This is a genomic window from Pseudomonas sp. AC211, from assembly GCF_979258055.1.
In genome coordinates this window covers 5,180,084-5,206,379 of record NZ_OZ409830.1, presented here as the reverse complement: position 1 = coordinate 5,206,379, position 26,296 = coordinate 5,180,084, and the positions used below count along the sequence as shown (strand labels likewise).

Annotated in this window: 22 protein-coding genes, 4 pseudogenes and 1 riboswitch; of the genes and pseudogenes, 2 read left to right on the top strand and 24 right to left on the bottom strand. The window is 62.9% G+C overall.

All coding sequences use genetic code 11. The features are described from left to right. Positions 1 to 66 precede the first annotated feature (66 nt). From ACZZZP_RS24230 to ACZZZP_RS24200, 7 genes and pseudogenes are all read right to left on the bottom strand, one after another. A pseudogene (locus tag ACZZZP_RS24230) lies at positions 67 to 1,713 on the bottom strand (GMC family oxidoreductase). 102 nt (positions 1,714 to 1,815) lie between these two features. Continuing rightward, positions 1,816 to 2,618, bottom strand: a pseudogene (locus ACZZZP_RS24225) (ABC transporter ATP-binding protein). A 20-nt stretch (positions 2,619 to 2,638) separates the two neighbouring features. Beyond that, a complete protein-coding gene (locus ACZZZP_RS24220; RefSeq protein WP_122492379.1) occupies positions 2,639 to 3,442 on the bottom strand; it encodes an ABC transporter permease in 804 nt (267 codons plus the stop codon). A gap of 82 nt (positions 3,443 to 3,524) precedes the next feature. Continuing rightward, the gene (locus ACZZZP_RS24215) at positions 3,525 to 4,499 is read right to left on the bottom strand and encodes an ABC transporter substrate-binding protein (RefSeq protein ID WP_122449816.1); all 975 of its coding nucleotides are present in this window, start codon (positions 4,497 to 4,499) and stop codon (positions 3,525 to 3,527) included. 263 nt (positions 4,500 to 4,762) lie between these two features. Beyond that, complete coding sequence (locus ACZZZP_RS24210; RefSeq protein WP_463384409.1) at positions 4,763 to 6,142, bottom strand: aspartate aminotransferase family protein; 1,380 nt, start codon at positions 6,140 to 6,142, stop codon at positions 4,763 to 4,765. 21 nt (positions 6,143 to 6,163) lie between these two features. Beyond that, positions 6,164 to 7,654 (bottom strand): aldehyde dehydrogenase, encoded by a 1,491-nt coding sequence (locus ACZZZP_RS24205; RefSeq protein WP_463384408.1) that lies wholly within the window; start codon positions 7,652 to 7,654, stop codon positions 6,164 to 6,166. Positions 7,655 to 7,889: 235 nt separating this feature from the next. After that, positions 7,890 to 8,672 (bottom strand): carbon-nitrogen hydrolase family protein, encoded by a 783-nt coding sequence (locus ACZZZP_RS24200; RefSeq protein WP_463384407.1) that lies wholly within the window; start codon positions 8,670 to 8,672, stop codon positions 7,890 to 7,892. A gap of 194 nt (positions 8,673 to 8,866) precedes the next feature. On the opposite strand from ACZZZP_RS24200, the pseudogene ACZZZP_RS24195 reads away from it, so the two are divergent. Then, positions 8,867 to 9,791: pseudogene (locus ACZZZP_RS24195) on the top strand (LysR family transcriptional regulator). A gap of 63 nt (positions 9,792 to 9,854) precedes the next feature. On the opposite strand, the gene argE reads toward ACZZZP_RS24195, so the two are convergent. Next, a complete protein-coding gene (argE, locus tag ACZZZP_RS24190) occupies positions 9,855 to 11,003 on the bottom strand; it encodes an acetylornithine deacetylase (protein WP_463384405.1) in 1,149 nt (382 codons plus the stop codon). A 19-nt stretch (positions 11,004 to 11,022) separates the two neighbouring features. Then, a complete protein-coding gene (locus ACZZZP_RS24185; RefSeq protein WP_463536914.1) occupies positions 11,023 to 11,700 on the bottom strand; it encodes a DUF1028 domain-containing protein in 678 nt (225 codons plus the stop codon). A 2-nt stretch (positions 11,701 to 11,702) separates the two neighbouring features. On the opposite strand from ACZZZP_RS24185, the gene ACZZZP_RS24180 reads away from it, so the two are divergent. After that, positions 11,703 to 11,852, top strand: coding sequence for a hypothetical protein (locus ACZZZP_RS24180; protein WP_463536913.1), 150 nt, complete (start codon positions 11,703 to 11,705; stop codon positions 11,850 to 11,852). Here ACZZZP_RS24180 and ACZZZP_RS24175 read toward each other — a convergent pair. The 15 genes and pseudogenes from ACZZZP_RS24175 to ACZZZP_RS24105 all read right to left on the bottom strand — a co-directional run bounded on the left by ACZZZP_RS24175 (position 11,839) and on the right by ACZZZP_RS24105 (position 26,258). Further along, positions 11,839 to 12,255, bottom strand: coding sequence for a RidA family protein (locus ACZZZP_RS24175; protein ID WP_463384403.1), 417 nt, complete (start codon positions 12,253 to 12,255; stop codon positions 11,839 to 11,841). The two genes, ACZZZP_RS24180 and ACZZZP_RS24175, sit on opposite strands and share 14 nt — an antisense overlap. Positions 12,256 to 12,499: 244 nt before the next feature. Continuing rightward, the gene (locus ACZZZP_RS24170) at positions 12,500 to 12,922 is read right to left on the bottom strand and encodes a hypothetical protein (RefSeq protein ID WP_463384402.1); all 423 of its coding nucleotides are present in this window, start codon (positions 12,920 to 12,922) and stop codon (positions 12,500 to 12,502) included. A gap of 23 nt (positions 12,923 to 12,945) precedes the next feature. Next, entirely contained in the window at positions 12,946 to 14,022 is a 1,077-nt protein-coding gene (locus tag ACZZZP_RS24165) for an acyltransferase family protein (RefSeq protein ID WP_463536912.1), read from the bottom strand. A gap of 222 nt (positions 14,023 to 14,244) precedes the next feature. Then, complete coding sequence (locus tag ACZZZP_RS24160; RefSeq protein ID WP_463384400.1) at positions 14,245 to 14,877, bottom strand: hypothetical protein; 633 nt, start codon at positions 14,875 to 14,877, stop codon at positions 14,245 to 14,247. A gap of 229 nt (positions 14,878 to 15,106) precedes the next feature. Further along, positions 15,107 to 15,955 carry an ABC transporter ATP-binding protein gene (locus ACZZZP_RS24155; RefSeq protein ID WP_463384399.1) on the bottom strand — a complete coding sequence of 283 codons (849 nt, stop codon included), beginning with the start codon at positions 15,953 to 15,955 and terminating at the stop codon, positions 15,107 to 15,109. Positions 15,956 to 15,958: 3 nt separating this feature from the next. Next, complete coding sequence (locus ACZZZP_RS24150; RefSeq protein WP_463384398.1) at positions 15,959 to 16,795, bottom strand: ABC transporter permease; 837 nt, start codon at positions 16,793 to 16,795, stop codon at positions 15,959 to 15,961. Further along, positions 16,792 to 17,586, bottom strand: a complete 795-nt coding sequence (locus ACZZZP_RS24145; RefSeq protein ID WP_463384397.1) for a hypothetical protein — start codon at positions 17,584 to 17,586, stop codon at positions 16,792 to 16,794. The genes ACZZZP_RS24150 and ACZZZP_RS24145 overlap by 4 nt, the downstream gene beginning before the upstream one ends. After that, on the bottom strand, positions 17,583 to 18,221 hold the full coding sequence (locus ACZZZP_RS24140; RefSeq protein ID WP_463536990.1) for a cysteine hydrolase family protein: 639 nt from the start codon (positions 18,219 to 18,221) through the stop codon (positions 17,583 to 17,585). Before ACZZZP_RS24140 ends, ACZZZP_RS24145 begins: the two co-directional genes overlap by 4 nt. Then, a pseudogene (locus tag ACZZZP_RS24135) lies at positions 18,209 to 18,989 on the bottom strand (creatininase). The gene ACZZZP_RS24140 and the pseudogene ACZZZP_RS24135 overlap by 13 nt, the downstream one beginning before the upstream one ends. Further along, positions 18,986 to 19,876, bottom strand: coding sequence for a DMT family transporter (locus ACZZZP_RS24130; RefSeq protein WP_463384395.1), 891 nt, complete (start codon positions 19,874 to 19,876; stop codon positions 18,986 to 18,988). The pseudogene ACZZZP_RS24135 and the gene ACZZZP_RS24130 overlap by 4 nt, the downstream one beginning before the upstream one ends. Next, positions 19,876 to 20,628: an SDR family NAD(P)-dependent oxidoreductase gene (locus ACZZZP_RS24125; RefSeq protein WP_463384394.1), complete on the bottom strand. Its 753-nt coding sequence runs from the start codon at positions 20,626 to 20,628 to the stop codon at positions 19,876 to 19,878. The genes ACZZZP_RS24130 and ACZZZP_RS24125 overlap by 1 nt, the downstream gene beginning before the upstream one ends. Continuing rightward, positions 20,628 to 21,404, bottom strand: a complete 777-nt coding sequence (locus ACZZZP_RS24120) for an SDR family NAD(P)-dependent oxidoreductase (RefSeq protein WP_463384393.1) — start codon at positions 21,402 to 21,404, stop codon at positions 20,628 to 20,630. Before ACZZZP_RS24120 ends, ACZZZP_RS24125 begins: the two co-directional genes overlap by 1 nt. Before the next feature lie 3 nt (positions 21,405 to 21,407). After that, positions 21,408 to 22,433 (bottom strand): fatty acid desaturase family protein, encoded by a 1,026-nt coding sequence (locus ACZZZP_RS24115; RefSeq protein ID WP_463384392.1) that lies wholly within the window; start codon positions 22,431 to 22,433, stop codon positions 21,408 to 21,410. A gap of 105 nt (positions 22,434 to 22,538) precedes the next feature. Further along, positions 22,539 to 23,525: an ABC transporter substrate-binding protein gene (locus tag ACZZZP_RS24110; RefSeq protein ID WP_463536911.1), complete on the bottom strand. Its 987-nt coding sequence runs from the start codon at positions 23,523 to 23,525 to the stop codon at positions 22,539 to 22,541. Between the two features lie 45 nt (positions 23,526 to 23,570). After that, a riboswitch (guanidine-I (ykkC/yxkD leader) is annotated at positions 23,571 to 23,673 on the bottom strand. Positions 23,674 to 24,407: 734 nt separating this feature from the next. Next, positions 24,408 to 26,258 (bottom strand): diguanylate cyclase domain-containing protein, encoded by a 1,851-nt coding sequence (locus ACZZZP_RS24105; RefSeq protein WP_463384391.1) that lies wholly within the window; start codon positions 26,256 to 26,258, stop codon positions 24,408 to 24,410. Between the last annotated feature and the right edge of the window lie 38 nt (positions 26,259 to 26,296).

Genomic DNA, 26,296 nt, shown 5'->3' with positions numbered 1-26,296 from the left:
TCGCGGCTGAAGCCGCTCACAGAAACAGCGTCAGCCACAATCATCCCCGCCGCGATGCTTTTGAGCTTAAGCGACCGACACCGGAACCGCACTTTGGCCAATCGCGGCTGAAGCCGCTCCTATAGAAACAGCGTCAGCCACAATCATCCCCGCCGCCTTCTCGCCAATCATGATGCACGGCGCATTGGTGCCGCTGATCAGCGCGTCGGCATGATCGAAGCATCAGCCACGCGCAACCCCTGCACGCCCCTCACCTGCAATTGCGGCGTCACCACGCTCAGGGCATCCACACCCATCTTGCAGGTGCCTACGGGGTGGAAAACCGTGGCGGCGTAATCACGGATATACGCCAGCAATTGCTCATCACTCTGCACCTCGGCCCCCGGCAGCATTTCCTTGCCGCGCAAGCCGTCGAAGCTGCTGTCGGCCAACACCTTGCGCGCCAGCTTGAGGCCTTCGATCAGCACTTTGGCGTCGTCCATGTCGGCGAGGAAGTTGTAGTCAATCTCCAGTTCCCGTTGCGGGCTCAGGCGCAGTTCGCCGATGGACTTGGGCCGCAGCACGCAGGTGTGCACGGCATAGCCATGCCCCCACTCGAACAAGCGCCCGCGATGGCTGCGGTAGCCCGGCACGAAGTGGAACTGCACGTCTGGCAACGCATCAGCCAGCGGCGTGCGGGCAAAGCCGCCCGCTTCCACGTAGTTGGTGGTTAGCCAGCCCTTTTTCTGCAGCAGGTATTTGAACGGCGACAGCACGATGGCAGCCAGCGAACCCCAGGAAAAACCCAGGGTCAGCGGGCTGGCCGAGCGCACGGCAATCAAACCGTCGAGGTGGTCTTGCAGGTTCTTGCCCACGCCCGGCAGGTCGCACACCACCGGCACACCCGCCGCTTCCAGCTCGGCTCGTGGGCCGATACCGGAGTTGAGCAGAATCTGCGGCGAGCCCAGCGCGCCGGCGCACAGAATCACTTCGCGGCTGCACGTCAGGGTCAGCGGTTGGCCGTCTTTGAGCACCTGCAGGCCGCGCGCGGGTGCCGTCCATGTCCAGCGACTGCACGGTGCAGCCGGTCAGCACGGTGAGGTTCGGCCGGCCGCGAATGGGCCCGACGAAGGCGCGGTAGGCGGACAGCCGCTTGGCGTTTTTCTGCGTCAGGTTGTAGATGCCTGCGCCTTCCAGCGTGCCGCCGTTGAAGTCGTCGTTGCGCTTGATGCCCACCCGCTCGGCCGCTTTTACAAACAGTGTCGACAGCGGATTCGGGTCTCGGGCGCGGTCCACCAGCAGCTCGCCGAGCGTGCCGTGCAGCGCCGGGTTCTGACCCAGCAGGTTGCGTTCGGATTTCTTGAACAGCGGCAACACATCGGCCCAGCTCCAACCTGTGCAGCCCAGCTCGGCCCAGCGGTCGTAATCCGAGGCATCGCCGCGAATGTAGATCATGCTGTTCATCGAACTGGACCCGCCCAGCGCCTTGCCTCGGGGCGTGTGCAGGCGACGGTTGTTCAGCTCTTTTTGCGGCGTAGAGAAGAAATTCCAGCTGAAGATTTTGCTCTTGTACAAGGTGATGGTGCCGGCCGGCGTTTGCACGCGCGGGCTGGCATCGCTGCCGCCGGCCTGAAGCAGGCACACGCGCACGGCTGGGTCGGCGCTCAGGCGATTGGCCAATACGCAGCCAGCCGAACCGGCGCCGACGATGATGTAGTCGTATTGCTCAGACATGTACTGGCCTCGGTGTAAACGGTGAAGAGCATCGCGGCTGAAAGCCGCTCCCACAGACTCGTGCACTCTGTGGGAGCGGCTTTAGCCGCGATGCTTTAGGTGTCAGTGCACTTGCGCCAAATCATCATGCAGCAGCTCAAGGATCCGCCGTTTCATGCGGATGAACTCGGGCTCCATGACCACGTCCATTGAGCGCGGCCGGTCGATGGGCACGTCGAGCACTTCTTTAATGCGCCCCGGGCGTGCGCCCATGACGTAGATGCGGTCGGCCAGCAGAATGGCTTCGTCAATGTCATGGGTGACGAACACCACGGTCTTCTTGGCGTTGCCCCACACCTGCAACAGCAGCTGCTGCGTTTGCAGGCGGGTCTGGCTGTCGAGGGCGCCGAAGGGTTCGTCCATCAGCAGAATCTGCGGGTCGTTGGCCAGGGCGCGGGCGATGGCGACGCGCTGCATCATGCCGCCCGAGGTTGCTTGGGGTAATGCTGGGCGAATTTGCTCAGGCCCACTTCGCCCAGGTAGAACTCGACGATGGTGTTGATTTCATCGCCCGGCAGGCCACGGCGTTTGAGGCCGAACTCGATGTTCTGGCGCACCGTCAGCCAGGGAAACAAGGTGTAGCTCTGGAACACCATGCCGCGATCGGCACCCGGCCCCTGCACCTTTTTGCCACCGACAAAAATGGCGCCGTCGCTGGGTTCAGCGAGGCCGGCAGTGAGGTACAGGAGGCTGGATTTACCGCAGCCCGACGGCCCGACGATCACGGCGAATTGCTGGTCCGGCACTTCGAACGACACGTTATCCAGCGCGGTGAAGGTGTCGCCGCTCGGCGACTGGTAACGCAGGCTCACGCCTTCCACTTTCAGGCGGCTTTCGACGGCGGCGTACTCGCTCAGCGGCGGCATGATGTAGGGCTTGGTGGAGGCTATTGTGCCCATGCGGCAATCCTCAGGCGGAGCAGTCGGAAGAGTTGGTCGGTGATCAGGCCCAGCAGGCCGATGATGGCGATGGCGAGGAAAATCACGTCCACCTGGAAGCCGCGCATGGCTTTCAGGCTGATGTAGCCAAGGCCACTGGATGCCGCCACCAGTTCGGCGACCACGAGGTAGGTCCAGGCCCAGCCCATGGTCACGCGCAAGGTGTCGAGCACGCCGGGCAACGAGGCCGGGCCGAGCACGTGGAACACCACATCGCGGCGGGTGGCGCCGAGGGTGTAGCTGGCGTTGACGAGGTCTTTGGAAACGCCTTTGGACACGTCGGCAATCATCACCAATTGCTGGAAGAAGGTGCCAAAGATGATCACGGCCACCCGCTGTTCCAGACCGATGCCGATCCACAAAATAAACAGCGGCACGAACGAGGTGACGGGCAGGTAACGAATGAAGTTCACCAGCGGCTCAAGCAGCGCCTGCACGATGCGAAAGCTGCCCATCAGCAGGCCCAAGGGCACCGCCACCAGCGATGACAGGGCAAAGCCGATCAGCACCACTTCCAGGCTCGCGCCCACATGCTTGGCCAGCGTGCCGTCGTTGCTCAGGCGCACCGCCGCATCGAACACGGCGCCCGGCGTGGGCAGAAACATGGTCGGCACCACGCCGCCATAAGACAGGCCCACCCACAGGCCCAACACGGCCAACCAGCACAACGTGCTAGCCGCAAAAACAAGTTTTACCGGCAGGCCGACCTTGGGGGTCAGGCAGCGGTTTATCCAGGATCGAACAGTGGCCATCACGCCACCTCCACATCAGCAGGGCAGAAAGAAACAAGGCAGAGAAAGCACGCCGCGTGCCGAAACACGCGGCGAGAAGGCGTTACGGGGTGACGAACGAGGTGTCCACCAGGTCGTCATAGCTGACGGTGAACGGCTTGCCTTGCAGCTCGCTCCAGGTTTCGTTGGCCAGCTTGATGATCTCGGCGATGTCGCCGGGCTTGCCTTTAGTGCCGAGCAGTTTTTCGCTCATGGCCTGGTCGTAGAACTTCACGCCCTTGGCGGCTTCGGCCAGGTCTTCAGGCTTGGACAGGTAACCGCCCACGCCTTTGGCCATGATGGTGTAGGCCTCTTTGGGATGGTCTTTGGTGTACTGCACGGCTTTGTACAAACCGGCGACCAGGGCTTTCACGTCTTCAGGCTGCTTTTCGATCACGTCGCACGACAGCGCCACCACATCGACAATCACGCCGGGCGTGGCGCTGCTGTCGACCAGCACGTTGCCAGCGCCCTTCTGCTTGACCATGGTCAGGTTCGGCTCCCAGGTCACCGCAGCCGGAATACGACCGGCGATAAAGGCGGTGGCAGCGTCGTCGGCGGTCATGTTCTGCACCTCGACGTCGGCCATGCTCATGCCTTCTTTCTTGAGCAGATACGAGAGCCAGAACTGCGACACCGAGCCCTCGTTCACGGCAATCGATTTACCCTTCAAGCCTTTGATGCTGGTGATGTCTTTGGTCACCACTACGCCGTCGCCGCCATGGCTTTCATCGAGTGCGGCCACGGTTTTGAAGCAGAAGTCTTTGGAGCGGTACTTGAGAATTTCGTCGATGGTCGACGCTGAGCCGGACAGCTTGCCGGAGGCTTGAGCGGCCATGTACATCGAGGCTTCTTCGATGGTGGTCAGCTCCAGATCGAGGCCGGCGTCTTTGAAGTAACCCAGGTCGCGGGCCAGGTACAACGTGCCGTAACCCACCCAGGTGGTGTGGCCGATAGACAACTTGCCAGCCTGCGCGCCGGTAGCGGCAGCGGCGAGAACGAGGGACAGCGAGACACGCTTGAGCAAGGACTTACGCATGGAACACTCCCACAGCCTGAAGGCTTAGTTATTGATAGAATTGCGGGGCAGTAATGGCCAACGGCCAAGTGATTCCGTGACCCGCGCCTCTGTTGGGCTGGGTTCTTGTTCTGCGGTGGAGCGATGTTCGATGGAGCTGTGTTTGGTGACCTATGGAAATGGGACCCAGGACTGGGGGACCTGTGGGAGCGGCTTTAGCCGCGATGCTTTTGATCTTTTAAGAGCATCGCGGCTAAAGCCGCTCCTACAAGGGTTGTGGTGGGTCAAAGAACCCCTATCTCCTGCGCCGTCCGATCCACCGCCCGCTTGGTCTTGCTCACCAGTTCATCCAGCTCGCCACGGGTTGCGACCAGCGCCGGCGCCATAATCATGCGGCCCAGGGTCGAGCGAATGATCACGCCCTCTTCAAAGCCAATGCTGCGGCAGCGCCAGGCGATGTCGTTTTCGTTGGCGAAGCGTTTGCGGGTGGTTTTGTCTTCGGCAAATTGCAACGCCGCAACCAACCCAGCGCCCTGTACCTCGCCCACCAGCGGGTGATTGCCAAACACTTCGCGCAGGCAACTTTGCAGGTACGGGCCGGTGTCGTTTTTTACCTGGCTGACCACGCCTTCATCACGCAGCGCCTTGAGGTTGGCAATCGCCACCGCTGCTGCCACCGGGTGGCCGGAGTAGGTCAGGCCGTGGGCGAACACGCCGCCCTGCTCCACCAGCACCTCGGCCATGCGCTTGCTCAGCACCAGGCCACCCATGGGGATGTAGCCAGAGGTCAGGCCCTTGGCGATGGACAGGGTGTCCGGCTGAAAACCAAAGTATTCGTGGGCGAACCACTCGCCGGTGCGACCGAAGCCGCCAATCACTTCGTCGGCGCACAGCAGCACGTCGTATTGGTGGCAGATGCGCTGAATTTCCGGCCAGTAGCTTTCGGGCGGGAAGATCATGCCGCCCGCGCCCTGGAACGGTTCGGCGATAAACCCGGCGACGTTGTCGGCGCCCAGTTCGAGAATCTTTTCTTCCAGTTGGCGCGCCGCACGCAGGCCGAACTCAGCCGGCGTCAGATCGCCTTCGTGGGCGTACCAGTAGGGCTCGTCAATGTGCTCGACATCCGGAATCAGCCCGCCCATTTCGTGCATGAACTTCATGCCGCCGAGCGCCGTCGCGGCCAGTGTTGAGCCGTGGTAACCGTTCCAGCGGCCGATCATGATTTTCTTCTGCGGCTTGCCGAGAATCTGCCAGTAGCGGCGCACGGTACGGATCAGCACCTCGTTGGCTTCGGAGCCGGAGTTGGTGTAAATCGCGTGGCTGTAATGGCTGGGCAACAGGCTGAACAGCAGCTCCGACAACTCCACCACCGCCGGGTGGGTGGTGTGGAAAAACATGTTGTAGTACGGCAGCTGCTCCAGCTGTTGGCTGGCCGCAGCGGCGAGGTCTTTACGGCCGTAACCGAGGTTGGTGCACCACAGGCCCGACATGCCGTCGAGGAAGCGGTTGCCGTCGTTGTCCCACAGATGCAAACGCTCACCTCGCACAATCACCCGCGGCCCTTCGGCGTTCAGCGCTTTCTGGTCGAGAAAGGCATGGATGTGGTGAGCGGCGTCAGAGGCTTGGTAGTCGCTGGTTTCGCGTTTGGGCAGTGGGGCAGTCATCAAATGTCTCCGGTCTTTTTATTAGCGCAGCTGAAACCACGTGGTCTTCAACTGCGTGTACTTGTCGAAAGAGTGCAAAGAGAGGTCGCGGCCAAAACCCGACTGTTTGCCGCCACCGAACGGCACGGTCACGTCCAGGGCATCGACGGTATTCACCGACACGGTGCCGGCGCGCAATTGCCGGGCCACGCGGTGGGCGCGGTTGAGGTCGTCAGTCCATAGCGAGGCGGCCAGGCCGTAGATGCTGTCGTTGGCCAGGCGCAGGGCTTCTTCTTCGCTGTCGAATGGGATCACTGCCAGCACCGGGCCGAACACTTCTTCACGGGCCAGACGCATGTCCGGCGTTACGCCGGTAAAGATGGTCGGCTGTACGAAGTTTCGGCTGCCGTTGACGCTCACCTGCTCGCCACCGCAGACCAGGCGCGCGCCCTGCTCATGGGCGTCGCGGATGTAGTTCATCACCCGTTCGGTTTGCCGCGTTTCAACAATGGCGCCGGCGGTACTGGCCGGGTTTAGCGGGTCGCCCGGCTGCCAGGCTTGTGCCTTGGCGCACAGGCGCTCGACGAATTCGTCATGGATGGAACGCTGCACCAGCACGCGGGAGTTGGCCGAGCAGACTTCGCCCTGATTGAAGAAGATGCCAAACGCCGCCTTTTCGGCGGCCAGATCGAGGTCGGTGCAGTCGTCAAAGACCAGGTTCGCGCTCTTGCCGCCGCACTCCAGCCACACCTGCTTGAGGTTCGACTGGGCCGAGTACTGCATAAAATATTTGCCCACTTCCGTGGAGCCGGTGAAGACCAGGCAGTCGATGTCGGCGTGCAGGCCCATGGCTTTGCCGGCCTGCTCACCGAGGCCCGGCAGCACGTTGAGCACGCCCGCTGGAATGCCCGCCTCAAGCGCCAGCTCGCCCAGGCGCAAGGCCGAGAACGGCGACTGCTCGGCCGGTTTCAACAGCACCGAGTTGCCGGCCGCCAGTGCCGGGGCGAGTTTCCAAGCGGCCATATCCAGTGGGAAATTCCACGGCACCACGGCCGCGACTACGCCGAGCGCTTCGCGGGTAATAGTGGCGAGTACGTTGTGGGCGCTGGGGGCGATTTGGTCGTAGAGCTTGTCGAGGCTTTCGGCGTACCAGCGAAACACGCCGGCGGCGCCGGGCACGTCGATGTTGTAGGCATCCATTACCGGCTTGCCCATGTTCAGCGAATCGAGCAGCGCCAGCTCTTCGCGGTGCTCCAGAATCAGCTCGGCCAGGCGCAGCAGCACCGCCTTGCGCTCGGCCGGCGAACGACGCGCCCACACGCCGGACTCAAACGCCTGACGCGCCGCCCGAACGGCTGCATCGACATCGGCATCGCCACACGCAGCCACCTCGGCCAGCACCGCGCCGGTGGCCGGATTGATGGCCGCAAAGGTCGCCCCGGATTGCGCCGCAACCGCCTGACCATCGATCAGCGCCAGGGTAGGAAAGCACTGAGCCGCCGCCCGTTGTTGCCAGTCATTAAGCTCAAACACCCCAACGCCCTCGTGCCGATTAGTGAGAGCGATGGTGGCGGAACGGGCTGCATAGGAAAATTATTAAATATGTGTTCGGGGTATATGAAAAAGCTGCTTTGGAGCGCACCGAGGTGGGGCGGAGTGCGAGATAAAAGTGCATCGGCGTTTAAGTGTGGGAGCGGCTTCAGCCGCGATGCTTTTGATCAAGAGCATCGCGGCTAATCGGAGTGCCGCCCAGCCGCTCCCACAGGGGTTATGAATGGCTATAGATCTCCGGGCGCCGGCCGGCGAGGTAGGGAAAGGTGCTCTCCTGCGCGGCGCGCTGGCCGTGGTCGAGATCAACCACCAGCAACGCCTCGCCATTGGCCGCACTGGCCAGTTTGCTGCCATCTGGCGCCGCCACGCACGAGCCGCCGAGAAAGACCAGGCCGGCTTCCACGCCGCTGTGATTGCAGTAGGCAACGAACAGCTGATTCTCCACGGCGCGGGCCGGCACGATGAGGTCGGGCACGGCGCGGTATTCCGGCGTAAGCGCGGTGGGAATCAGCAGCAGCTCGGCGCCCTCCAGCGTCAGCTTGCGTACGTTCTCGGGAAATTCGACGTCGAAGCAAATCAGCAAACCGATGGACCAACCGGCGAACTCGAACGGCGCCTGCAAGTGCTCGCCGGGGGTGAACAAGGTGCGCTCGAAGGCACCGAACAGATGGGTTTTGCGGTAGTTGCACAGGCGCGTGCCCTGGCCGTCGATCAGTTGCGCGGAGTTGTAGGGTTTGCCGCCGCTGTCGTGGGTTTCGGCATAGCCGTAGCAGATGCCAATGTTGTGCTCGCGCGCGAGTTCGGCGATGCGTTGCGCCGAGGGCCCGTCCGCCGCTTCGGCCGGCTGCGCCCGCAGGTTGTAGCCGCCCAGCCATAGCTCGGAACACAGCAGCAACTGCGCGCCAGCTGCTGCCGCCGCGCGCACCTGGGTGGCCAGGTCGGCGAGGTTGGCGGCGACGTCGCCGGGGTGTCCTTCGGTTTGCCAGAGCGCCAGACGCATGCAATGTCCTCCTGTGTTTTTAGGCTGTGTACGGGTTTTGCTAGCAACACTCTAGCCGCTGCTTGTGCATCTTCAGCAAGCCGCCGGCCAAGAAAAATATGCCCATTGCCGCGCAAAAAGGTGGTCATGCCAGACCGTTACGGCTGCACCAACGCGGTAAGGTGTGCACGGAAATGTCTTATCTGAGGTTTGTCGTGGCTGCCTATACCCTGCGCCAACTTAAATACTTCGTCACCACTGTAGAGTGCGGCAGCGTTGCCGAGGCCTCGCGCAAGCTGTACATCGCCCAGCCGTCGATTTCCACGGCCATCAAGGGCCTGGAGGAAAGCTTTGGCGTGCAGCTGTTTATTCGTCACCACGCCCAGGGCGTGTCGCTAACCCCCAGCGGCGCACGCTTTTATCGCAAGGCGCAGGAACTGCTGCGCATGGCCAAGGAGTTCGAGCAGAACGCCCTGGCCGACAACGACATCATTGCCGGGCAGATCGATATCGGCTGCTTTGAAACCGTGGCGCCGCTGTATCTGCCGCGCCTGATCGCAGAGCTTCAACGCGCTGTACCCGGGCGTGGAAATCCGCATTCGGGACGGCGAACAACTGGAGCTGGTGCAAGGCCTGACGTCCGGCAGTTTCGACCTGGCGATTCTTTACGACCACGACCTGGACGGCACCATCGAAACCCAGGAGTTGATGCCGCCGCAGCGCCCCTACGCGCTGTTGCCAGCCGACCACCGTTTCGCCCAGCAGGCGCAGGTGTCGCTGCGCGACCTGGCGCTGGAGCCGATGATTTTGCTCGACGTGCTGCCGAGCCGAACCTACTTCGTGAGCCTGTTCGAAGAGCTCGGCCTAACGCCTCACATCGCCTTCAGCTCGCCTTCCATCGAGATGGTGCGCGGCATGGTCGGGCAAGGGTTCGGCTTTTCCGTGCTGGTTACGCGGCCGCACTCGGAATGCACCTATGACGGGCAGAAAGTGGTGGCGGTAAATATTGCCGAGAACGTCACCGGCTCCGGGCTGGTGGCGGCCTGGTTGAAGCGCTCGCAGCTGACAAAGTCGGCGCAGTTGTTTGCCGATTATTGTCAGCAGGAGTTGAGCGGCGGGCCCGATGCGGTGAAACCGTAGGCGCGATGGTTTGATGGTGTTTGGTCTAGCCTATCGAGGCTGAAGCCTCTCCTACAGAAAGCTCTATGCCTGCATCCATTTCGCCAAGCGCCGCAGCATGGCGTCGCACTGGCTTAGCTGCTCAAGGCTGACAAATTCGTCCGGCTTGTGGCCTTGGTCCATGCTGCCCGGCCCGCAGACCACGGTGGCAATGCCGGCCTGGTCGAACAGGCCGCCTTCGGTGCCAAAGGCCACGGTGCCGAAATCGTCCGAACCGCTGATCAGCGCCAGCAATTGCGCGGCTTCGCTGTCGGCGGCGGTGGCTAAACCGGGGTAGGCGCTGATGGGTGTGAAGCGGATGCCCGTGCCGGGTTGCACGGCGTTCATCTGCGGCAGCAGCTCGGCGGCGTAAGCCTGCAATTCGTCGGCGATGGTCTCGGCATTGTCGGCCGGCAAGGTGCGCACTTCGAAGTCGAAGCGGCAGTGTTCGGGCACGATGTTCAAGGCGCTGCCGCCGCTGATGGTGCCGGTTTGTACGGTGGAGTACGGCGGATCGAAGCGCGCGTCGTGGCGCTCTTTGGCGGCCAGGCGCTGGCCGATTTCGCCGAGGCGGTTGATTAACTTGGCGGCATATTCGATGGCGTTCACGCCCTGTGGCGCGTAAGCCGAATGGCAGGCGGCGCCGTGTACCTCGCAGCGCATACCGAGTTTGCCTTTGTGGCCGAGCACCGGGCGCATGGACGTCGGCTCGCCGATGATGCACAGGCTTGGTCGCTCCGGCCGATGCTCCAGCGCCTCAATCAGGCTGCGCACACCGAGGCAGCCGACTTCCTCGTCATAGGAAATCGCCAGGTGCAGCGGCACGCGCATCGGGCTGGCCAGAAACGCAGGCAGCGCCGCGAGCACGCAGGCGATGTAGCCCTTCATGTCGGCCGCGCCTCGGCCATAAAGCTTGCCGTCGCGCTCGGTGAGGGTGAACGGCGGCAGCGTCCAGGCCTGACCGTCCACCGGCACCACGTCGCTGTGCCCCGATAGCATCACCCCGCCCGCGCCGGCTGGGCCGAGGCGCGCATACAAATTGGCCTTGCGGCGGTCGTTGCTGTAAATCAGCTCGCTGTCGATGCCCAGGCCGGCGAGGTAATCGCGGACGAACCCGATCAACGCCAGGTTCGACTCGCGGCTGACGGTGTCGAAGGCGATGAGGTGGGAAAGCAGGTCGCGGCTCAGATACATGGCGCAGGTCCACAGGTGTTCATTCGTCCCCCGGCACGCCATAACTCGGCGCCTTCGTGGGGTCCAGGGCGCGGGTGACGTAGTCCTGCATTTGCGGGCGGTAGGCGGTCCACAGGTTGCCCAGCTCACCGATTGGGTCGTGCTCGGCCCAGTCCACGCGCAAGTCGACAATCGGCCACAGCAAGTCGCTGACCACCGACATCGCGGCTGAATGCACCGGCCCCGCTTCGCCACCGGCGGCCATCGCCGCGTTCATGGCGGCCAGCAGGCGGTCGGCCAGCGCTTCGCCGGTGCTGCCCTCAAATGCCGCCACCATGGCGTCGATCACCTGCGGGCTGGAGAGCAGATTGCCCGCCGCCACGCATTGGTCACCCGCCACGGCGTTGTGCACGCCGAGGGCTTCGCTGCCGGTGAACAACGCGGTGGCGCCGTGGTGATCAATCACAGTCACTTGCCGGTATTGGCTGAAACCGTGGGTGGTCAGGGCCTTGTCCAGCGCTTCGCTGGCAGCGGCGCCTTGTTCCAGCAGGTCGAGAATTTCCGGGCCCAGGGCCGGCAGGGTGATGTTCTGCGTGCTGACCGCGCCAATGCCACCTCGCACCCAGGGGCAACGGGCGCCCACGGCAATGCTGGAGGAGCTGATGGCGATGCCGAGTTGGCCGGTTTCGGCGCAACGGCCGACGATGGAGAAGGTCATTAATGCTCCTGCATAAAAAAGAAAAGCGTCACGAGCGCCGGCGAGGCAAGGCGAAAGTCGATGAGGAAGCGGAGTTGACTGTAGTCAATGAGCATTCCGAAGAGGCTTTCAACGCCGTATCGCCAAGCGCAGTAGCTTTTAGTCCGGAATGACGGCGATTACATCGATCTCCATCAGCCACTGTGGCTGTCCCAACGCAGAAACCACCAGGCCAGTGGAAATTGGAAACACACCCTTCAACCATTTCCCCACTTCCTGATACACCGGCTCGCGGTAGCGCGGGTCGGTGAGGTAGGTGGTGGTTTTAACGATATGGCTGAGGTCGCTGCCCGCCTCTTCCAGCAGTTGCTTGAGGTTTTTCATGGCCTGTTCGGCTTGGGCGCGGGGGTCGCCGAGGCCGACCAGGTTGCCGTCGAAGTCGGTGCCCACCTGGCCGCGCACGTACACGGTATTGCCGGCACGCACGGCCTGGCACAGGTCGTTGTCGAGGGTCTGGTTGGGGTAGGTGTCCTTGGTGTTGAACATGCGAATGCGGGTATGGGTCGGTGTGCTCATGGGACGCCCTGGTTTGCCGTGGGAAAAGCCCCTCTCCCTAGCCCTCTCCCGTAAACGGGCGAGGGGACTGGAGCGGAGTTCGACGATCAGTTGCGGTCTGCCCCCTCGCCCGCTCGCGGGAGAGGGCTGGGGGAGAGGGCGCTTTTGCAGCACCCACGACCTATGCCCGCATTCTGTCCACGCACCGGCCATAGCGAAATTAGATTTTTTGTCGTCGTTGGTTAGGCAAAAGCTTGGGTGCGGTTCAGCCGGCGTGGCGCTGGATGTTGAACACGCGCCATTGGCCGTCGGCGCCGCGGCGCATGCTGACCAGCAGCAGGCAGTCGCCTTCGAATTCGACCGCCACTTCCGGCATTTCGATGTCGACGCCGCGCCACCAGCGGCGCAGGCGGTTACCGTTGGTTTGCGGTGGTGAGGTCCATTCCACTCGGTCAACGCGGCAGCGCTGAGCCCACATGCGGTCGGCGAATTCTTCCGGCGTGCGGCCCATGTACTCGTTGCTCATGGCCATGGCCTGGGCTTGATCCATCTGCCCGGCTTCAAGAAGGGTGATAAAGGCTTGGGCGCGGTCCACCACCTCGGCGGGGTAATACTCGGCTTTGGCCCACAGGTACGCGCCCGCAGGCAAGGTCAGGGCGACAACAATCAGCACTACCCAGCGGGCCATGGGGGAAAATCCGTTTCCAGGAATTAAGCGGGCCGGCGCAGCACACCAGCCGACAGTCGTTGTACGCCATCTACCGCGCGGTACACGGTGAGGTTAGCCAGTTTTTTCCACATACCGGCCAGGCCCACTTCGATAAAGCGGTTCATGCAGAACGCCACCACCAGCACGATGCCAATCGCCAGCGGATACATCCAGGCGCGGTTCTCGTCGGTGGCGAAGCGGCTGAGGAACATGTAACCGAAGTGGGCGTGAATCAAGTACACGGGGTAGGTCAGCGCGCCGAGGGTTTTCGAGAACGGCAGGCGCAGTTGCTGCACTTTTTCCACGTTCAGGGTGAGGAAGAACGCGAAGAACAGGCAGATCATGCTCGCCACTACCACGGGCGAGAAATAGGCGCCGGATTCCAGCGCTTTCTCCCCCGCCACTTCCAGCGAGAAGCGCACGCACAAGCCAAACGCCAGGGCCAGCGAGGCCGCGCTTTTCCAGTTGGCTTTTTCTTTGAGAATGGCGAACAGCGCACCGGCGGCAAAGTAGCTGAAATAGCCGCCCAACAACGGCGCCCGGTTGAGGCCGACGAGCAAGGCCACCAGCATGACGACCGGCCACCAACTGAACAGAATTTCCAGGCGGTCCTGCCAGCCCACGAACAGGCACAGCAGCACCAGCACGTAGAACTGCACTTCCAGCACCAGCGTCCAGTACACGCCATCGACGTGGCCGATGCCCAGGTAGGACTGGAACATGCTCAGGTTGACCAAGGTTTGCAGCTGCGTGACCTGCATTTGCGTAGTCGCCCACATCCAGGCGATGGCGCTGGTGAACAGCACGGCGAACCAGTACGAGGGATAAAGACGAATCGCGCGGGAGGCGGCGAATTGGGCGGCGCTGCGGTTGCGCGCGGAGTAGAAGATGACGTAGCCGCTGATCATAGAGAACAGCTCAACGCCCAGATAACCGTATTTGGTGAACTCGATCAGCTCGGGAATATGGCTGAGAGAACTGAGCTTGCCATTGGCAATGCCGTTAAAGGTGTAGTGGTAAAGCACCACCATGATGGCGGCGATAAAACGGCCGTAGTCCAGTAGTTCGAGGCGCTTCATAGCGAATCCCTGCAGTCGTTTGTTGCGGTGAAACTGCCCAAGGCCAGCGTCGCGCGCGGGCCGTTCCTGTTCATCCTTGCGCCTACTGCGGCGACCGTTGGCGACCCGTTTGACTGCAGCTAAACGGGTCAGGCAAGCGGTCGCTGATGGCGGTGCGCCGGTAACACGCACCTACAGACCCCGGCCGCGCTTTAATAGTTCAGGCGCGCGCCGTTATGCCGATCAACGCGACGATTGCGCGGTCGGTGAATTGTGCCAATGGGGTTTGGTATAGGGCTCTTCGGCGCCCGACAGGGTGATGGCGAAGTGGTTGAGCAAGCCCTCGGCGGTGTACTTGGGCAAGCTGGCGCACACGGCGATCACGGTGAAACCCATGGCCATGGCGCGCGCCGGCAGCGGGCGAATTTCCGCACGTTCGGCGAGGGCCAGGAAGGTCATGGAGCCCAGGCCGCCGATCAGCGCGCCGGCAATGGCTTCGGGCAACGGATGCACATAGGGCGCAACCACCGTGACGCTGAAGTACCAACCACCGATCAACGCCGCACCGGCAGCGGGCCAGCGCAGCAACGGATGCCATTGGCGAGCCAGCAGGCTCACAAGCACCGGCGTTACCAAGCAGGCGTTCATGGCGTGGCCACTGAACACCGCAATGTTCAACGCTTCCCAGCCATGGCCCCAGCCTTTGAATGCCAGTTTGCTGAACATCACCGCACCATAGGCGAGCACCACCACCGTCAGCCACAGCACCGCGACGCGTCGCGAGGCGCTGTAATTGAGCCAGGCGGCCACCAACAGCACGGCCGGAATCATCACGGTAATGCCCGCATAGGGCGCAATAGATAGAGCAAATTCCACGTTATCCCTCACAGACACACACAGCCACGGCCGGTCACTCGGCGGCGGCGATTATTCACGATTCAGAAGTAAGCAGATTGTTTTTATTAGAAGGGGTGACGCTACCCAGCGTGAAAAGCAAGTTCCACGCCGGGCATGGGTGAGACCGGACGGTTGGCGGTTAGTTGCGGCCAACCGCGATCAGAAGCTCGAGGTTTCAGTCTCGATTCCTGGAACCGCCGATTGCCGCCTACAACGCCAACGGCTGCGTACGCGTCAGTTGCTCGAGGAGCTCCAAATCGGTGCTCATGCCCGAGGTTTCGCGAATGCGCGCCAGTATCTCGCGTTTGAGGGTAAGAAACTCAGCTGACAGTTTCATGTCTTGATTGCGCTCGGCCGGCAGCGGCACGTCATAGATGGTGTCGATGCGCCCAGGACGCGGCGCCATCAGCACCACGCGACCGCCCAGGTAAATGGCCTCTTCCACGTCATGGGTGACGAACAGAATGGTGCTCTTTTCTAGGCGATGAACGTGGCGGATCAGGTCGTGCATCACTTCGCGGGTTTGCGCATCCAACGCGCCGAAGGGTTCGTCCATCAGCAGAATTTCCGGCTTGGGCATCAAGGCCCGAGCAATCGCCACACGTTGCTGCATGCCGCCGGAGAGCTGATTGGGGTACGCCTGGTGAAACGCCGACAGGCCCATCAAATTCAACAGCGCATCGGCGCGGCCGCTGGCCACTTCGACGTCGCCATCGCTTTTCACCGTGTCGGCCACCACCTTCAATTGCCGACAAAACTTGATGTTCTGCATCACGTTCAACCACGGGTACAGGCTGTAGTGCTGAAACACCATGGCGCGGTCGATGCCCGGCCCGTTTACGGCGCGGCCGTCGAGCAGAATTTCGCCACGGCTGTGCTGTTCAAGCCCGCCAATGCTGCGCAGCAGCGTGGACTTGCCGCAGCCCGAGGCGCCGACAAAGGTGATGAATTCGTTGCGCTGAATATCCAGGTTGATGTCTTGCAGCGCCTGCACGTCGCGGTCGCGCGTTTTGAAGACTTTGCTGACCTGGCGGATTTTGATCTTAGCGTCGCTCATGGCTCACCTCTTCAACCAGGGAAAGGCCGCGCGGCCGAGCCAGCGAAACGCCTGGTCGGTGAGCAGGCCGATAACGCCGATCAGAATGATGCCGGCGAAAATCTTGTCGGTTTGCATATAGCGCTGGGCTTTGAGAATGGCGTAACCCAGGCCCGAATTCGCGGCCACCAGTTCGGCCACCACCAGGTACGTCCAGGCCCAACCGCAGGTGATGCGCAGCGTGTCGAGCAGCGCCGGGCGCGCCGAGGGCAGCACCACCAGTTTGACGATTTCGCTGCGGCTGGCGCCCATGGTTTGCGCCGCTTCGATTTGCGCCATCGGCACGCGGCGCACGTCTTCGGCAACCATCAGCACCATTTGGAAAAAGGTGCCGATAAAGATGATCAGCACTTTCGAGCTTTCATCGATCCCGACCCACAGCATCACCAGCGGAATAAACGCCACGGCCGGCATGTAGCGGATGAAGTCGGTCAGCGGTTCGAGAAACGCCTGCACCGGCCGGTAGGTGCCGATGTACAACCCCAGCGGCAAGGCGAACAGCGCCGAGGCGAGAAAGCCGGTCATCACGCGGTACACGCTGATGCCGATGTCGGCGAGCAAGCCCTCGTCGCTCCACCAGCGCCCTACCCGCGCCAGCACCGCGTCTGGCCCTGGCATGAACATCGGGTTGGCCAGCCCGGCGGCGGTATAGGCCCACCAGATGAGCAACGGCAGCAGCAAACCTGCGGTGGCCAGGCCCCAGATCGCGGCGCGCGGCAATTCACCGCGAATCACCCACCAGCGTTGCCGGGCCGGTCGGGTGGGCGCCTGAACCTCAGGCAAGGGTTGATGCGCGCTCATAGCACGGCCTCCTCGGCTAACGGAAAAACGGGGTGCTCGCGCAGGCGCCAGCCGCCAATCGGTGGGACATGGCCGAGCTGTTCCAGGATGTGAGCGGCGCACAACTGGGTGCTGTCGTCCGGGCTGACGCTGGCAGGCAACAGCACATCGCCGACGCGCTCGGGAATGGTCGACAGGCTAATCAGCCACGGCGTTTCGCCCTGTTGATGCCAGCCAAAAGAGAGTTCGCACTCAAGCAATCGCTCGGCGCTGCCGCCTTCGTCCAGCAAGGCTTGCAGTGACGGCGCCGGCGTCAGCGGCCTTGGCCGCCCGGCCACAAACAAGAAGCAGTCGCCGGCCAGCAACAGGCAGCCCTGGCGGTCATCCGCCGCCACCAGCCATACGCCCCAGTTGCGGCCGAGCGACTCGGGCAAGCGCTCCCACACTTCGTGGTAGCTGGCGTCGAGGCCGTCTTCGAACACGCAGTTGGCGTTTTGAAAGTCCATGTAGCCGATGTCTTCGCTGCCACGGGGCGGCTGGAAGTCCACGGCGCGGTGCCATTGGCAGGTTTCCTTGTCGCCGGTTTGGGTCACTTCGGTAACGCCGGCAAAGCCGCCCTGCGCCGTCAGCTCACGCACGCTGTAGGGCGTTGGTAGCGGAATGCGCAGATCGGCAAACAGTCGCGCGGTTTGCAGCCAGTACACGCGGGTACTGGTGTCGTGCACGCCGTCGGTGGTGGTCAGCAGCGTGCGCTGCCACACGCCCAGATAGCGCTCGGGCACGGCACTGCAAGTTAATGGCGAACCGCTCATGGGCGTGCCTCCAGTTCAGTGATCAATCGCACGCTGTCGCACACGCGGCCGAACAAACCGCCTTCCACGTCGACCATCGCCAGCGCCGCCGCATGCAGTTCGGGATACGCCGAGCCGCAGGCATCGCTGACCAGCGTGCAGGCGTAACCCAGGTCCACGGCGCTGCGCAGGGTCGAAGACACGCACACTTCGGTGGTCACGCCGGTAATCAGCAGTTCGCTGATGCCACGGTTGCGCAGCAGCAATTCCAGGTCGGTGCTGGCAAAGGCGCTGTAGCCGGGCTTGTCGATGACCGGCTCGCCGGGCAGCGGTTGCAGCTCGTCGATCAGGTCGTGACCAAACTCGCCGCGCACCAGCAGCCGCCCCAGCGGCCCTGGCTGGCCAATCGGTGCGCCGGCGTGTTCGGCGCGGCGGCGTTTCGGCTCGGGTAAATCGCTGAGGTCCGGGCGATGGCCTTCGCGGGTGTGCACCACCAGCAGCCCTTGCGCACGGGCGCAGGCGAGCAGGCGCTGGATGGGTTCTATAGGCGCGCGCAGACGGCTGATGTCCAAGCCGGCCGTGTCGGCATAGCCGCCGGGCGCGCAGAAGTCGCGCTGCATGTCGATCACGATCAGCGCCTTGCTCACAAGCGGAATTCCTTGCGCACGGCCTGGGCGATGCCCTGGGTGATGTCGCCGGCCATGCGCGCGCCCTTCTCCGCCGTCGAGCCTTTGGCCGACGAGAACGCCCGAAGCCGGCACCCACTCGGTGCGGCTCGGGTACATGTCATACGGCGGGAAGTCGGCCGGTGGCTCGTCGGGAATCAGGTCGATGCGCACCAGGTTGGGCAGGTAATGCAACATCAGCGAGGTTTCGATGACGGCCGCATGTTCCAGGGCAAAACCGGGGAAGCCGTTGGGAAATACCGCTGCCAGGGTCTGCTCGGTGCAGAAATCCCAATGCTCCAGGCGCATCACTTCCAGGGCCGTGTCTTTACCCAGTTCGCGCATGGCCAGCTCGATGCCTTCGGTGACGAACCACTGGTTTTCGTAGTGGCCGTCGACCAGCACCAGCCGCTTCACGCCATGGCGGGCGAACTCGCGCACGGCGTCACGCACCAGGGCGATCAGGGTTTGCCCGTCGAGGCTGGTGGTGCCGCAAAAGTGATTTCCGCCGCCGCACTTGGGCTGCGACTTGTAGCCGTAGGACAGCGCCGGCGCCACCAGGCCGCCAACCTTGGCGGCCACGTCTTCGCACAAGGCGCTGGCCAGCAGTGCATCGGTGCCCAGCGGCAAGTGCGGGCCGTGCTGCTCGGTGGCGCCGCAAGGCAGAAAGACCACCGGAGACAGCTCGCGCACGCGGCGCTCGTATTCCACCCAGCTGAGTTGGTCCATGCGTACGGTTGCGTTGGGTTCGACGCTCATCGGCTTGCCTCACAGGAAATAAGAGAAGGTTCACGGGGCGGCCGGGCGGCGATCAGCGCGGCCACCAACACCAGGGCGCCGCCACACCATTCGCGCAGGCCCAATTCGCGGTCGCCAAACCAGGCGGAACTGAGCACGGCGGCCACCAGTTCGATAACGGCCAACACCGCCGCGCGGCTGGCTTCGACATGGGTAAACCCGTATTGCGCGGCGCCCATGGCCAGCAGCCAGAACACGCCAAAGAGGGCGATCTTGGCCCAGGTGAAGCCGTCCATTGGCGGCACGCTGCTGCCTTCGGCCAGGCAGAACAGCCCGGCCAGCAGCGCGCTGCCGATAAAAGCCACCACGGCTTTGCTGGCCAAGGGAATCTGTTCAGCGTGGCGGGTGGCGAGGTTGTTAAGGGCAAAGGCCAGACCGGCACTGAGGGCCAGCCAATCGCTGCTGCCAAAAGCACTGAAACTGTCGCGGCTGACGCCCAGCGTCAGGCCAATGCCAATCATCGCCAGCACCAGCGCGCCAACCCGTAACAGCGTCAGGCGCTCACCGAGCAGCAGCCAGCCGCCGAGCATCGCCCACACCGGCGCCAGGTAGAACAGCAGCATGGCGCGCACCACTTCGCCCTCGGACAAGGCGCCGACCAGCCCCGCCGTGGCCCAGCCGCCAAACACGGCGATTGCCAGCAAGGCATAGCGCTGAGGCCACCAGGCACGGCGCTGCCACAGCAGAATGGGCACCGCCACCACGCAGAGCAAACCGTAAGTGGCCAACACCACCGGCATACCGCGCAGGCCCAGGCCGCTGAGGTGTTGCAGCGGCATCCAACCCAGGCCCCAGATGGCGGCGGCGAGCAGCAAAATGCTTTCGGGTTTGAGCAGGAATCTGATCATTAGCCCATCCACGCGCCGCCATTGGCGCCGAGCATTTGGCCTTGGAAGAAACTGGCCTGAGGCGACACCAGAAACAGCACGGCGGCGGCAATTTCCTCGGGCTTGCCGAGGCGGCCAGCGGGAATGGCGACCTCCTTGGCGATCATTTCGGCGCTCATGTGTTCTGCGCTGACCATGGGCGTGTCCACGGGGCCGGGCGCCACGCCATTGATGCGAATGGCCGGGGCGAATTCGCGGGCCAGCGATTTGGTCAGGCCGATGACGCCGGCCTTGGCGGTGCAGTACGCCGCGTATTTCTCGCGCCCCAAGTGGCCGAGTTCCGAGGCGATATTGACGATGCAACCCGAGCCACGCGGCTGCATATGCCCCAGCGCATGGCGGCAGCAGCGGTACACGGCGCTGAGGTCGACGCCGAGCAGGTTGGCCCAGTCGTCCTCGGTGGTTTCCAAAAAGGGTTTTTCCAGAATGATGCCGGCGTTGTTGACCAGAATATCCAGCACGCCAGCGGCGAATATTTCCTCGAACATGGCCGCCACTTGCGGCGCCGACGACACATCGGCCTCCACCGCCCGCGCCCAGCCGCCGGCCGAGGTGATGCGCGCCACCAAGCCGATGGCGGCACGTTCCTGGTCCAGGTGATTGATCCACACCTTGGCGCCCGCCGCAGCCAAGGCCAATACCGTGGCGCGCCCGATGCCCGTGGCGGCGCCGGTAACCAGGGCCACCTGGCCTTTTAGCGGTAAGTCCGTCATCAGTGCATAACCTCGCCGTGGCTGACCGACAACGCCTGCCCGGTCAGTGGCAGGGCCAGGGCGCTGCCGAGAAACAAAAAGGTGCCTGCCAGGTCGGCCGGCGTGAGCAATTCCGGCACTGCCTGGGCGGCGAGGATGAGCGCCAGTTCTTCAGCTTCACTGCGCCCGTTGCTGGCCGCCATTACTGCCAGCGAGCGCATGGCCGCCTCGGTGCCGATCCAGCCGGGACACACCGCGTTCACCCGAATACGCCGAGGGCCAAGCTCCCAAGCCAGTGAACGGGTCAGGCCGATGACTGCGTGCTTGCTGGCCACATAAGCGCTAAACCCTGGCACGCCCTTCAGGCCCCAGATGGAGGCCTGGTTGATGATGCTGGCGCCGGCTTTCAATTGACCTTGCAGCGCGCGAGTCAGGCGCAGCATGGAGGCCACGTTGTTATCCAGCAGCGCTTGCCAGTGAGCGTCGGCAGCGGCGCCGGTGTCGCTCAGCGGCGTGGCGTACTCGACGCCAGCGTTATTGATGAGCACATCCAGCGGCCGTTCGGCGCGGCTGGCGGCGTAGGCGGCAACGGCTTCGCTGTCGGCCAGATCCAGCACATGGGTGCTGACCCGCGTCAGGCGTTGCAACTCGTCGGCCACCCTCGACAAGGCGTCGCCGCTGCGGTCGAGCAATTCCAGGCGCGCGCCCTGCTCGGCAAACGCGCGGGCCAGGCCTTTGCCGATACCGCTCGCCGCGCCCGTGAGCACCACGGTTTTGCCAACGTAATCGAGGCTCATGGTTTACACCGCCGTCAGAAACGACACGCCCACCGCGCCGTAAAAACCATCGGCGCGCCGTTGCTGCTCGGGCGCGGCCACTTCGCCGTAGTGGTCATCCAGCACGCGGCGCAAGCGGTGTTCATGGAAGCTTTTGAGCAGCAGGCGCATCGGCAGCACCTGGGCGTAATCGCTGCCATACAGCTCGCGGTGCAACGCCGGCAGGCGATACCACGGCGCCACCGGTTTTTCGTGGTGAGCGTTGTGGTACGAGAAATTCAGCAGCAACAGATTGAGCGCCGGCCAACGGGCCGAGACCACGTTGCTGTAGGTGTTGTGCTGCTCGTAAACGCGGTCGCGCACTTTGTCTTCGGGAATGGCGCCGCCGTCTTCGAGCACCGCGAAGGCGTCGTAGGTGTGCTGATAGGCATCGGCAAAACGCAGCACGGTCAACATCAACATCCAGGCCACGGCGTAGAGCACCAGCGCCTTCACCGACACCGCCGCCAGCAGCGCGAACAAGGCCGAGCGGATCGCCAGCGTCAGCAGCACTTTCTTGCGATTGGCGCGGTGTTTTTCGTCGGTGGTGATAAAGGGCAACACCACCACGTAGTAATGCATCACCAGCTCGATGGCCGGGATATACATCCATTCCAGCGCCAGAATGATTTTGCGCAGCCACGCCGGGCAGGCGCTCATAAACGCCTTGGTGTCGAAGGTGATGACGTCGGCGCGGTCGACGTGGTGGCGCATGTGTTTCTTGCGCAGGTACTGAAACCCGGCGTAGCAACTGCCACACAGCCAACTGCACACTTCGCCCGCCCATTCGTTGTGCTTGGGCTTGGCGAAAATGGTGCCATGGGCAAACTCGTGAATCAGGTAGGCCGCGATGATCATGCCGTGGCCGAGCAATAAGGTGCCGAGCAGGTTCAGCCCCAGATGGGCGGAAAACAGCAGGGCGAGGCCGCCGAAGTAGGCGGCGAATACATAGGCGAACGCCAGTGAATTGGGAATTTTCCCGTCGGCGTAGCGGAAAATCTGAGCAGACATGATGGCTCCTGTCTCATCGGCGTTGCGTGGGTGCGCAGGGGGTTGCGCACCGGCAACGTGACATCGATACCGGCTTACTTAGCCAGCGCCTCGACAAAGGACGCGTCAAACGTGGCGGCGAAATCCGGCACGGCGGGAATCTGGCCGTTGTCCTTGAGCAAGGTGCCGATCACTCGCGCCGCTGCCAAAGAAGGAGCTGGTAGCGTCGGACTTTTCGAAGTTCTTGCTCATTTCCGCCAGCGGAATGTTGTACACGCCGCTCATTTGCTCGGTGGCTTCCTTGGCGCTGACGCCGAGCACCTTGCCGATGATTTCGGCGGATTCTTCCGGGTGGCTTTTGATATACGCCAGGCCATCGACATAGCCCTGCATCAGCGCGTTGATGGCGACTTTGCGTTTGGCGATGACTTTCTCGTCGAACACCAGCACGTCGGTGATCAGGCCCGGGGCGTCTTTGGAGGAATACACCACGTGAAACTTGTCGCCCGGCATGCCAAGAATCTGCGACACGTTTGGCTCGTAGGTCACGCCAACCGGCAAGCTGCCAGACGCCATGGCGCCGGGAATGCCCTCGGGGGTCATGTTCACCGGGCTGATGTCTTTCTCGGTCATGCCGTTGGATTTCAAGGCATAGGCGAGCAGGAAGTCAGAGGGCGACAGCGGGTTGTAGCCGACTTTTTTGCCCTTGAAGTCCTTCACCGAAGCAATGGATTTGTCGGCCACGATGGCATCGCCACCGTTGGAGAAGTCGATGGGCATGACCACTCGGTGCTTCAGGCCCTTGGCCACGCCGCCGACGACCTGGTCGTAGGTCAACATGCCGCCATCGAGCGCGCCGCCGACCATGGCGGTGGGAATCAACGCTGGGTCGTTGAAAAACTGCAGCTCGACTTTCAGGCCGTGGGGTTTGTAAAGGTCGAGCTTGTCGGCCACGTAAAACGGCGCGTAACCGGCCCAGACAACGGTGCCGATTTTCAGTTTTTCAACGGCGTGAGAAGTGACCGGCAACAGGCTGGCGGCAGCGGCCAGGCAAGCCCCGAGCAGGCTTTTGCGCAACAGAGGAAGCTTGAAGCGAGACAACGGCGTGGTCATGGCAACACTCCTACACGTTAGGAAACAGGCACGGGATGACATCACGTCTCCCGGGCTTTTCTCCCGCCGTGTAGCCCTCTTCCTTAGGGCCGGAAAACTCTCGGACCAGCGTCCACTTCTGTGGACCGGAACCCTAGTTCGCCTCTGGTTACAGCTCCTGTGTGCCAAGCGTCATGAGCAGCGTTGTGACGGCGGCGCCGACGCGAATAACTCATCCCGTTCGGGTAGGGATGTAGCAAGGTCGGTGCCAGGGTTTTGCTGAGGGGGAAAACCTGCGGGTTTTCAAGGGGTTGTTGGGGAGGCTGGGAAGCGTAAGGCCGGCGCTGCCTGGAGATGGCGCACCAGGCGCTGGCAAGGCGCATGGTTTCAGTGCGTTTGAGCGAAGGTGTCTCGAACAAAGGCCCTCACCCCCAGCCCCTCTCCCCGCAAGCGGGCGAGGGGTGACGTAACGCCACCACCGCGTCCACACCTGGCCCGCCCCCTCTCCCTCAGGGAGAGGGCTGGGGTGAGGGGCTTTTGATCTTGATGTTGACCTTGATCTTGATCTGCCCGCCCCATTCATCGCAGGCCGAGTAGAGTCGACGTGGAGGGGGTTGAGCGGCCGGGAGCCGCGAAAGGCGTGTCGGGCCAAGGATGGCCCGTCTCGCCGTGCCCCCGGAGCGGCGGCGGAATGAGGGAACCCGCAGCGCAGCGGAGGGCCAAGGTAGGGGCAAGCCGTTTTTGGTTACTTTTTAGGGCGACTGCTAAAAGTGACTCGCGCGTAAGGCGCGAAAGCAAACGCTCAGCCACACGCGGTAATGAATACCTGCGCCTCGGGTAACGTTGGGCTTCGCATTCGCTCAACCCAACCTACGTGCACCGGAGCGGCGATGCTCGCACCCTTCAAGCCGGCAACGGCGCCACGCCCTGAACCTGGTTGCGCCCGCCCTGCTTGGCGGCGTACAGCGCCCGATCCGCTGCGCTCAGCAGCGCCTGCACATCCAGCGCTCGCTCAGGCGAGTTGCACGCCACGCCAATACTCACGGTGAGTTGCACGGGCTCTACGCCGCTGTCGAGGGTTATGCCCGCTACGGCCTGGCGAACTTGTTCGGCCAGTTCAAACGCGTCTTTGGGGTTGCTGTCGCGCAGCAACACTACAAATTCCTCACCGCCATAACGCGCGGCCAAATCGGCACTGCGCCGTGTGGCTTGTTTGAGCACTTGGGCCACAGCGCTGATGCAGGTGTCGCCGAATGGATGGCCGTAGGTGTCGTTGATGCGTTTGAAGTGGTCGATGTCGATCATCAGCACCGCCAACGCTGGGTCGTTGAGGTGGGCGAGCTGTTGGTCGCAGTAACGGCGGTTGGCCAATTGCGTGAGGGCGTCGGTGTGGCTGATGCGGGTCAGCTCGGTGTTGGCCTGTTCCAGATCGAGTTTGGTGCGTTGCAGCGCGGCGGTGCGTTCTTGCACGCGCAGTTCGAGTTCTTCGTTGGTGCGCCGCTGCACGTCGAGCATTTGCTGCTGGGTACTCAGGGCCTGTTCGCGGGCTTCGAGCAGGCTGTGTTGGGCTTTCACCCGCGCGGCCCGCTCGCGGTTGAGGCGGTCGGCCAGGGCGACGGAGAGCAGAATAAATTCGACGAAAAAGCCCAGCGTTTGCATGCGCAAGGTTACTTGGTTAATCGGCAGCAGGCCTTCCAGCGCCGCCACATGCACGAAGGTGCAGACGATCAAAAACGTCCAGGCCAGGATAAACATCGGCGCCGAGCCGTTGCCCCGTCGCCAGGCGAATACCGCCACCACCAAGGCCAAAATGCACGAGGCCAGGGCCACCTGGTTGACGCCAATCCAGTACACCCAGTCCGGCTCGACCACCACCAGCACCAGGGCCGCCAGCCAATAGAAGGCCAGCAGGTTGTTGGTCCACAACGGCCAGCCGCCGTAGCGCGGCAGACGCAGGAAGGCGCGTACGAACATGGCGGCGGCAAAGAAGCTCCAGATCGCCGACAGCGCGTAGATCTGCCGCGCCGGTTCGCCCAGGTCGGGCCACACGTAGAGCGGGCCGACACCGCTGATGCTCAGCTCGTAGATGATCACGCCCAGCAGGTACAAGGTGTACCAGATGTAGCTGCGGTGTTTGGTGAACAGGTACAGCGCGGCGTTGTAGAGCAGGATGGCGAGCATGGCGCCGAAGAACATGCCGAGCAGCATGCGCAGGCTTTTTTCCTGGGCCTGAAATTGCGTTTCGCTGAACAGTTGCATGGGCACCAGCACGTTTTCTTTGCTGCTGATGCGCATGTAGACCCAAGCTTCCTCGGCTTTCTCCAGCTTCAGGGGAAACACCAGTTGTCGCTCGGCCATGGGCCAATTGCTGAAGGGAATGTGGTCGCCAGCAGACTGCACATTTCCCCAGCCGCGGCTTTCGGGGTAGTACAGGCGCACGTCGGCGCGGTCGAGAATCGGCCATTCCACCACCAGCAGCCAGTTGTTGATGGCGGCGAGGTTGAGCAGGTGCATGCGCACCCACACCGGTTGTTCCTGATGGCCGAGGTTCAGCGATTCGGCGTTCACGGCTTGCCAGCCGCGCGAGCGCTGGGCGTCGACGAATTGCAGCGGTTGCTGGGGGATCAGGTATTCAAGCTGTGGGCCGAGGCGCACGGGCTCGCTGTCGTCTTGCAATTGCACCAGTGCGGCATGGCAGCTGAACGCTGCCAGCCAGCACATCAACAGGCTTATGACTTGTACACGTACCCGCATTGCTCACCCTTTGCCTCGGTGTCGGTCCATGGCAAAAA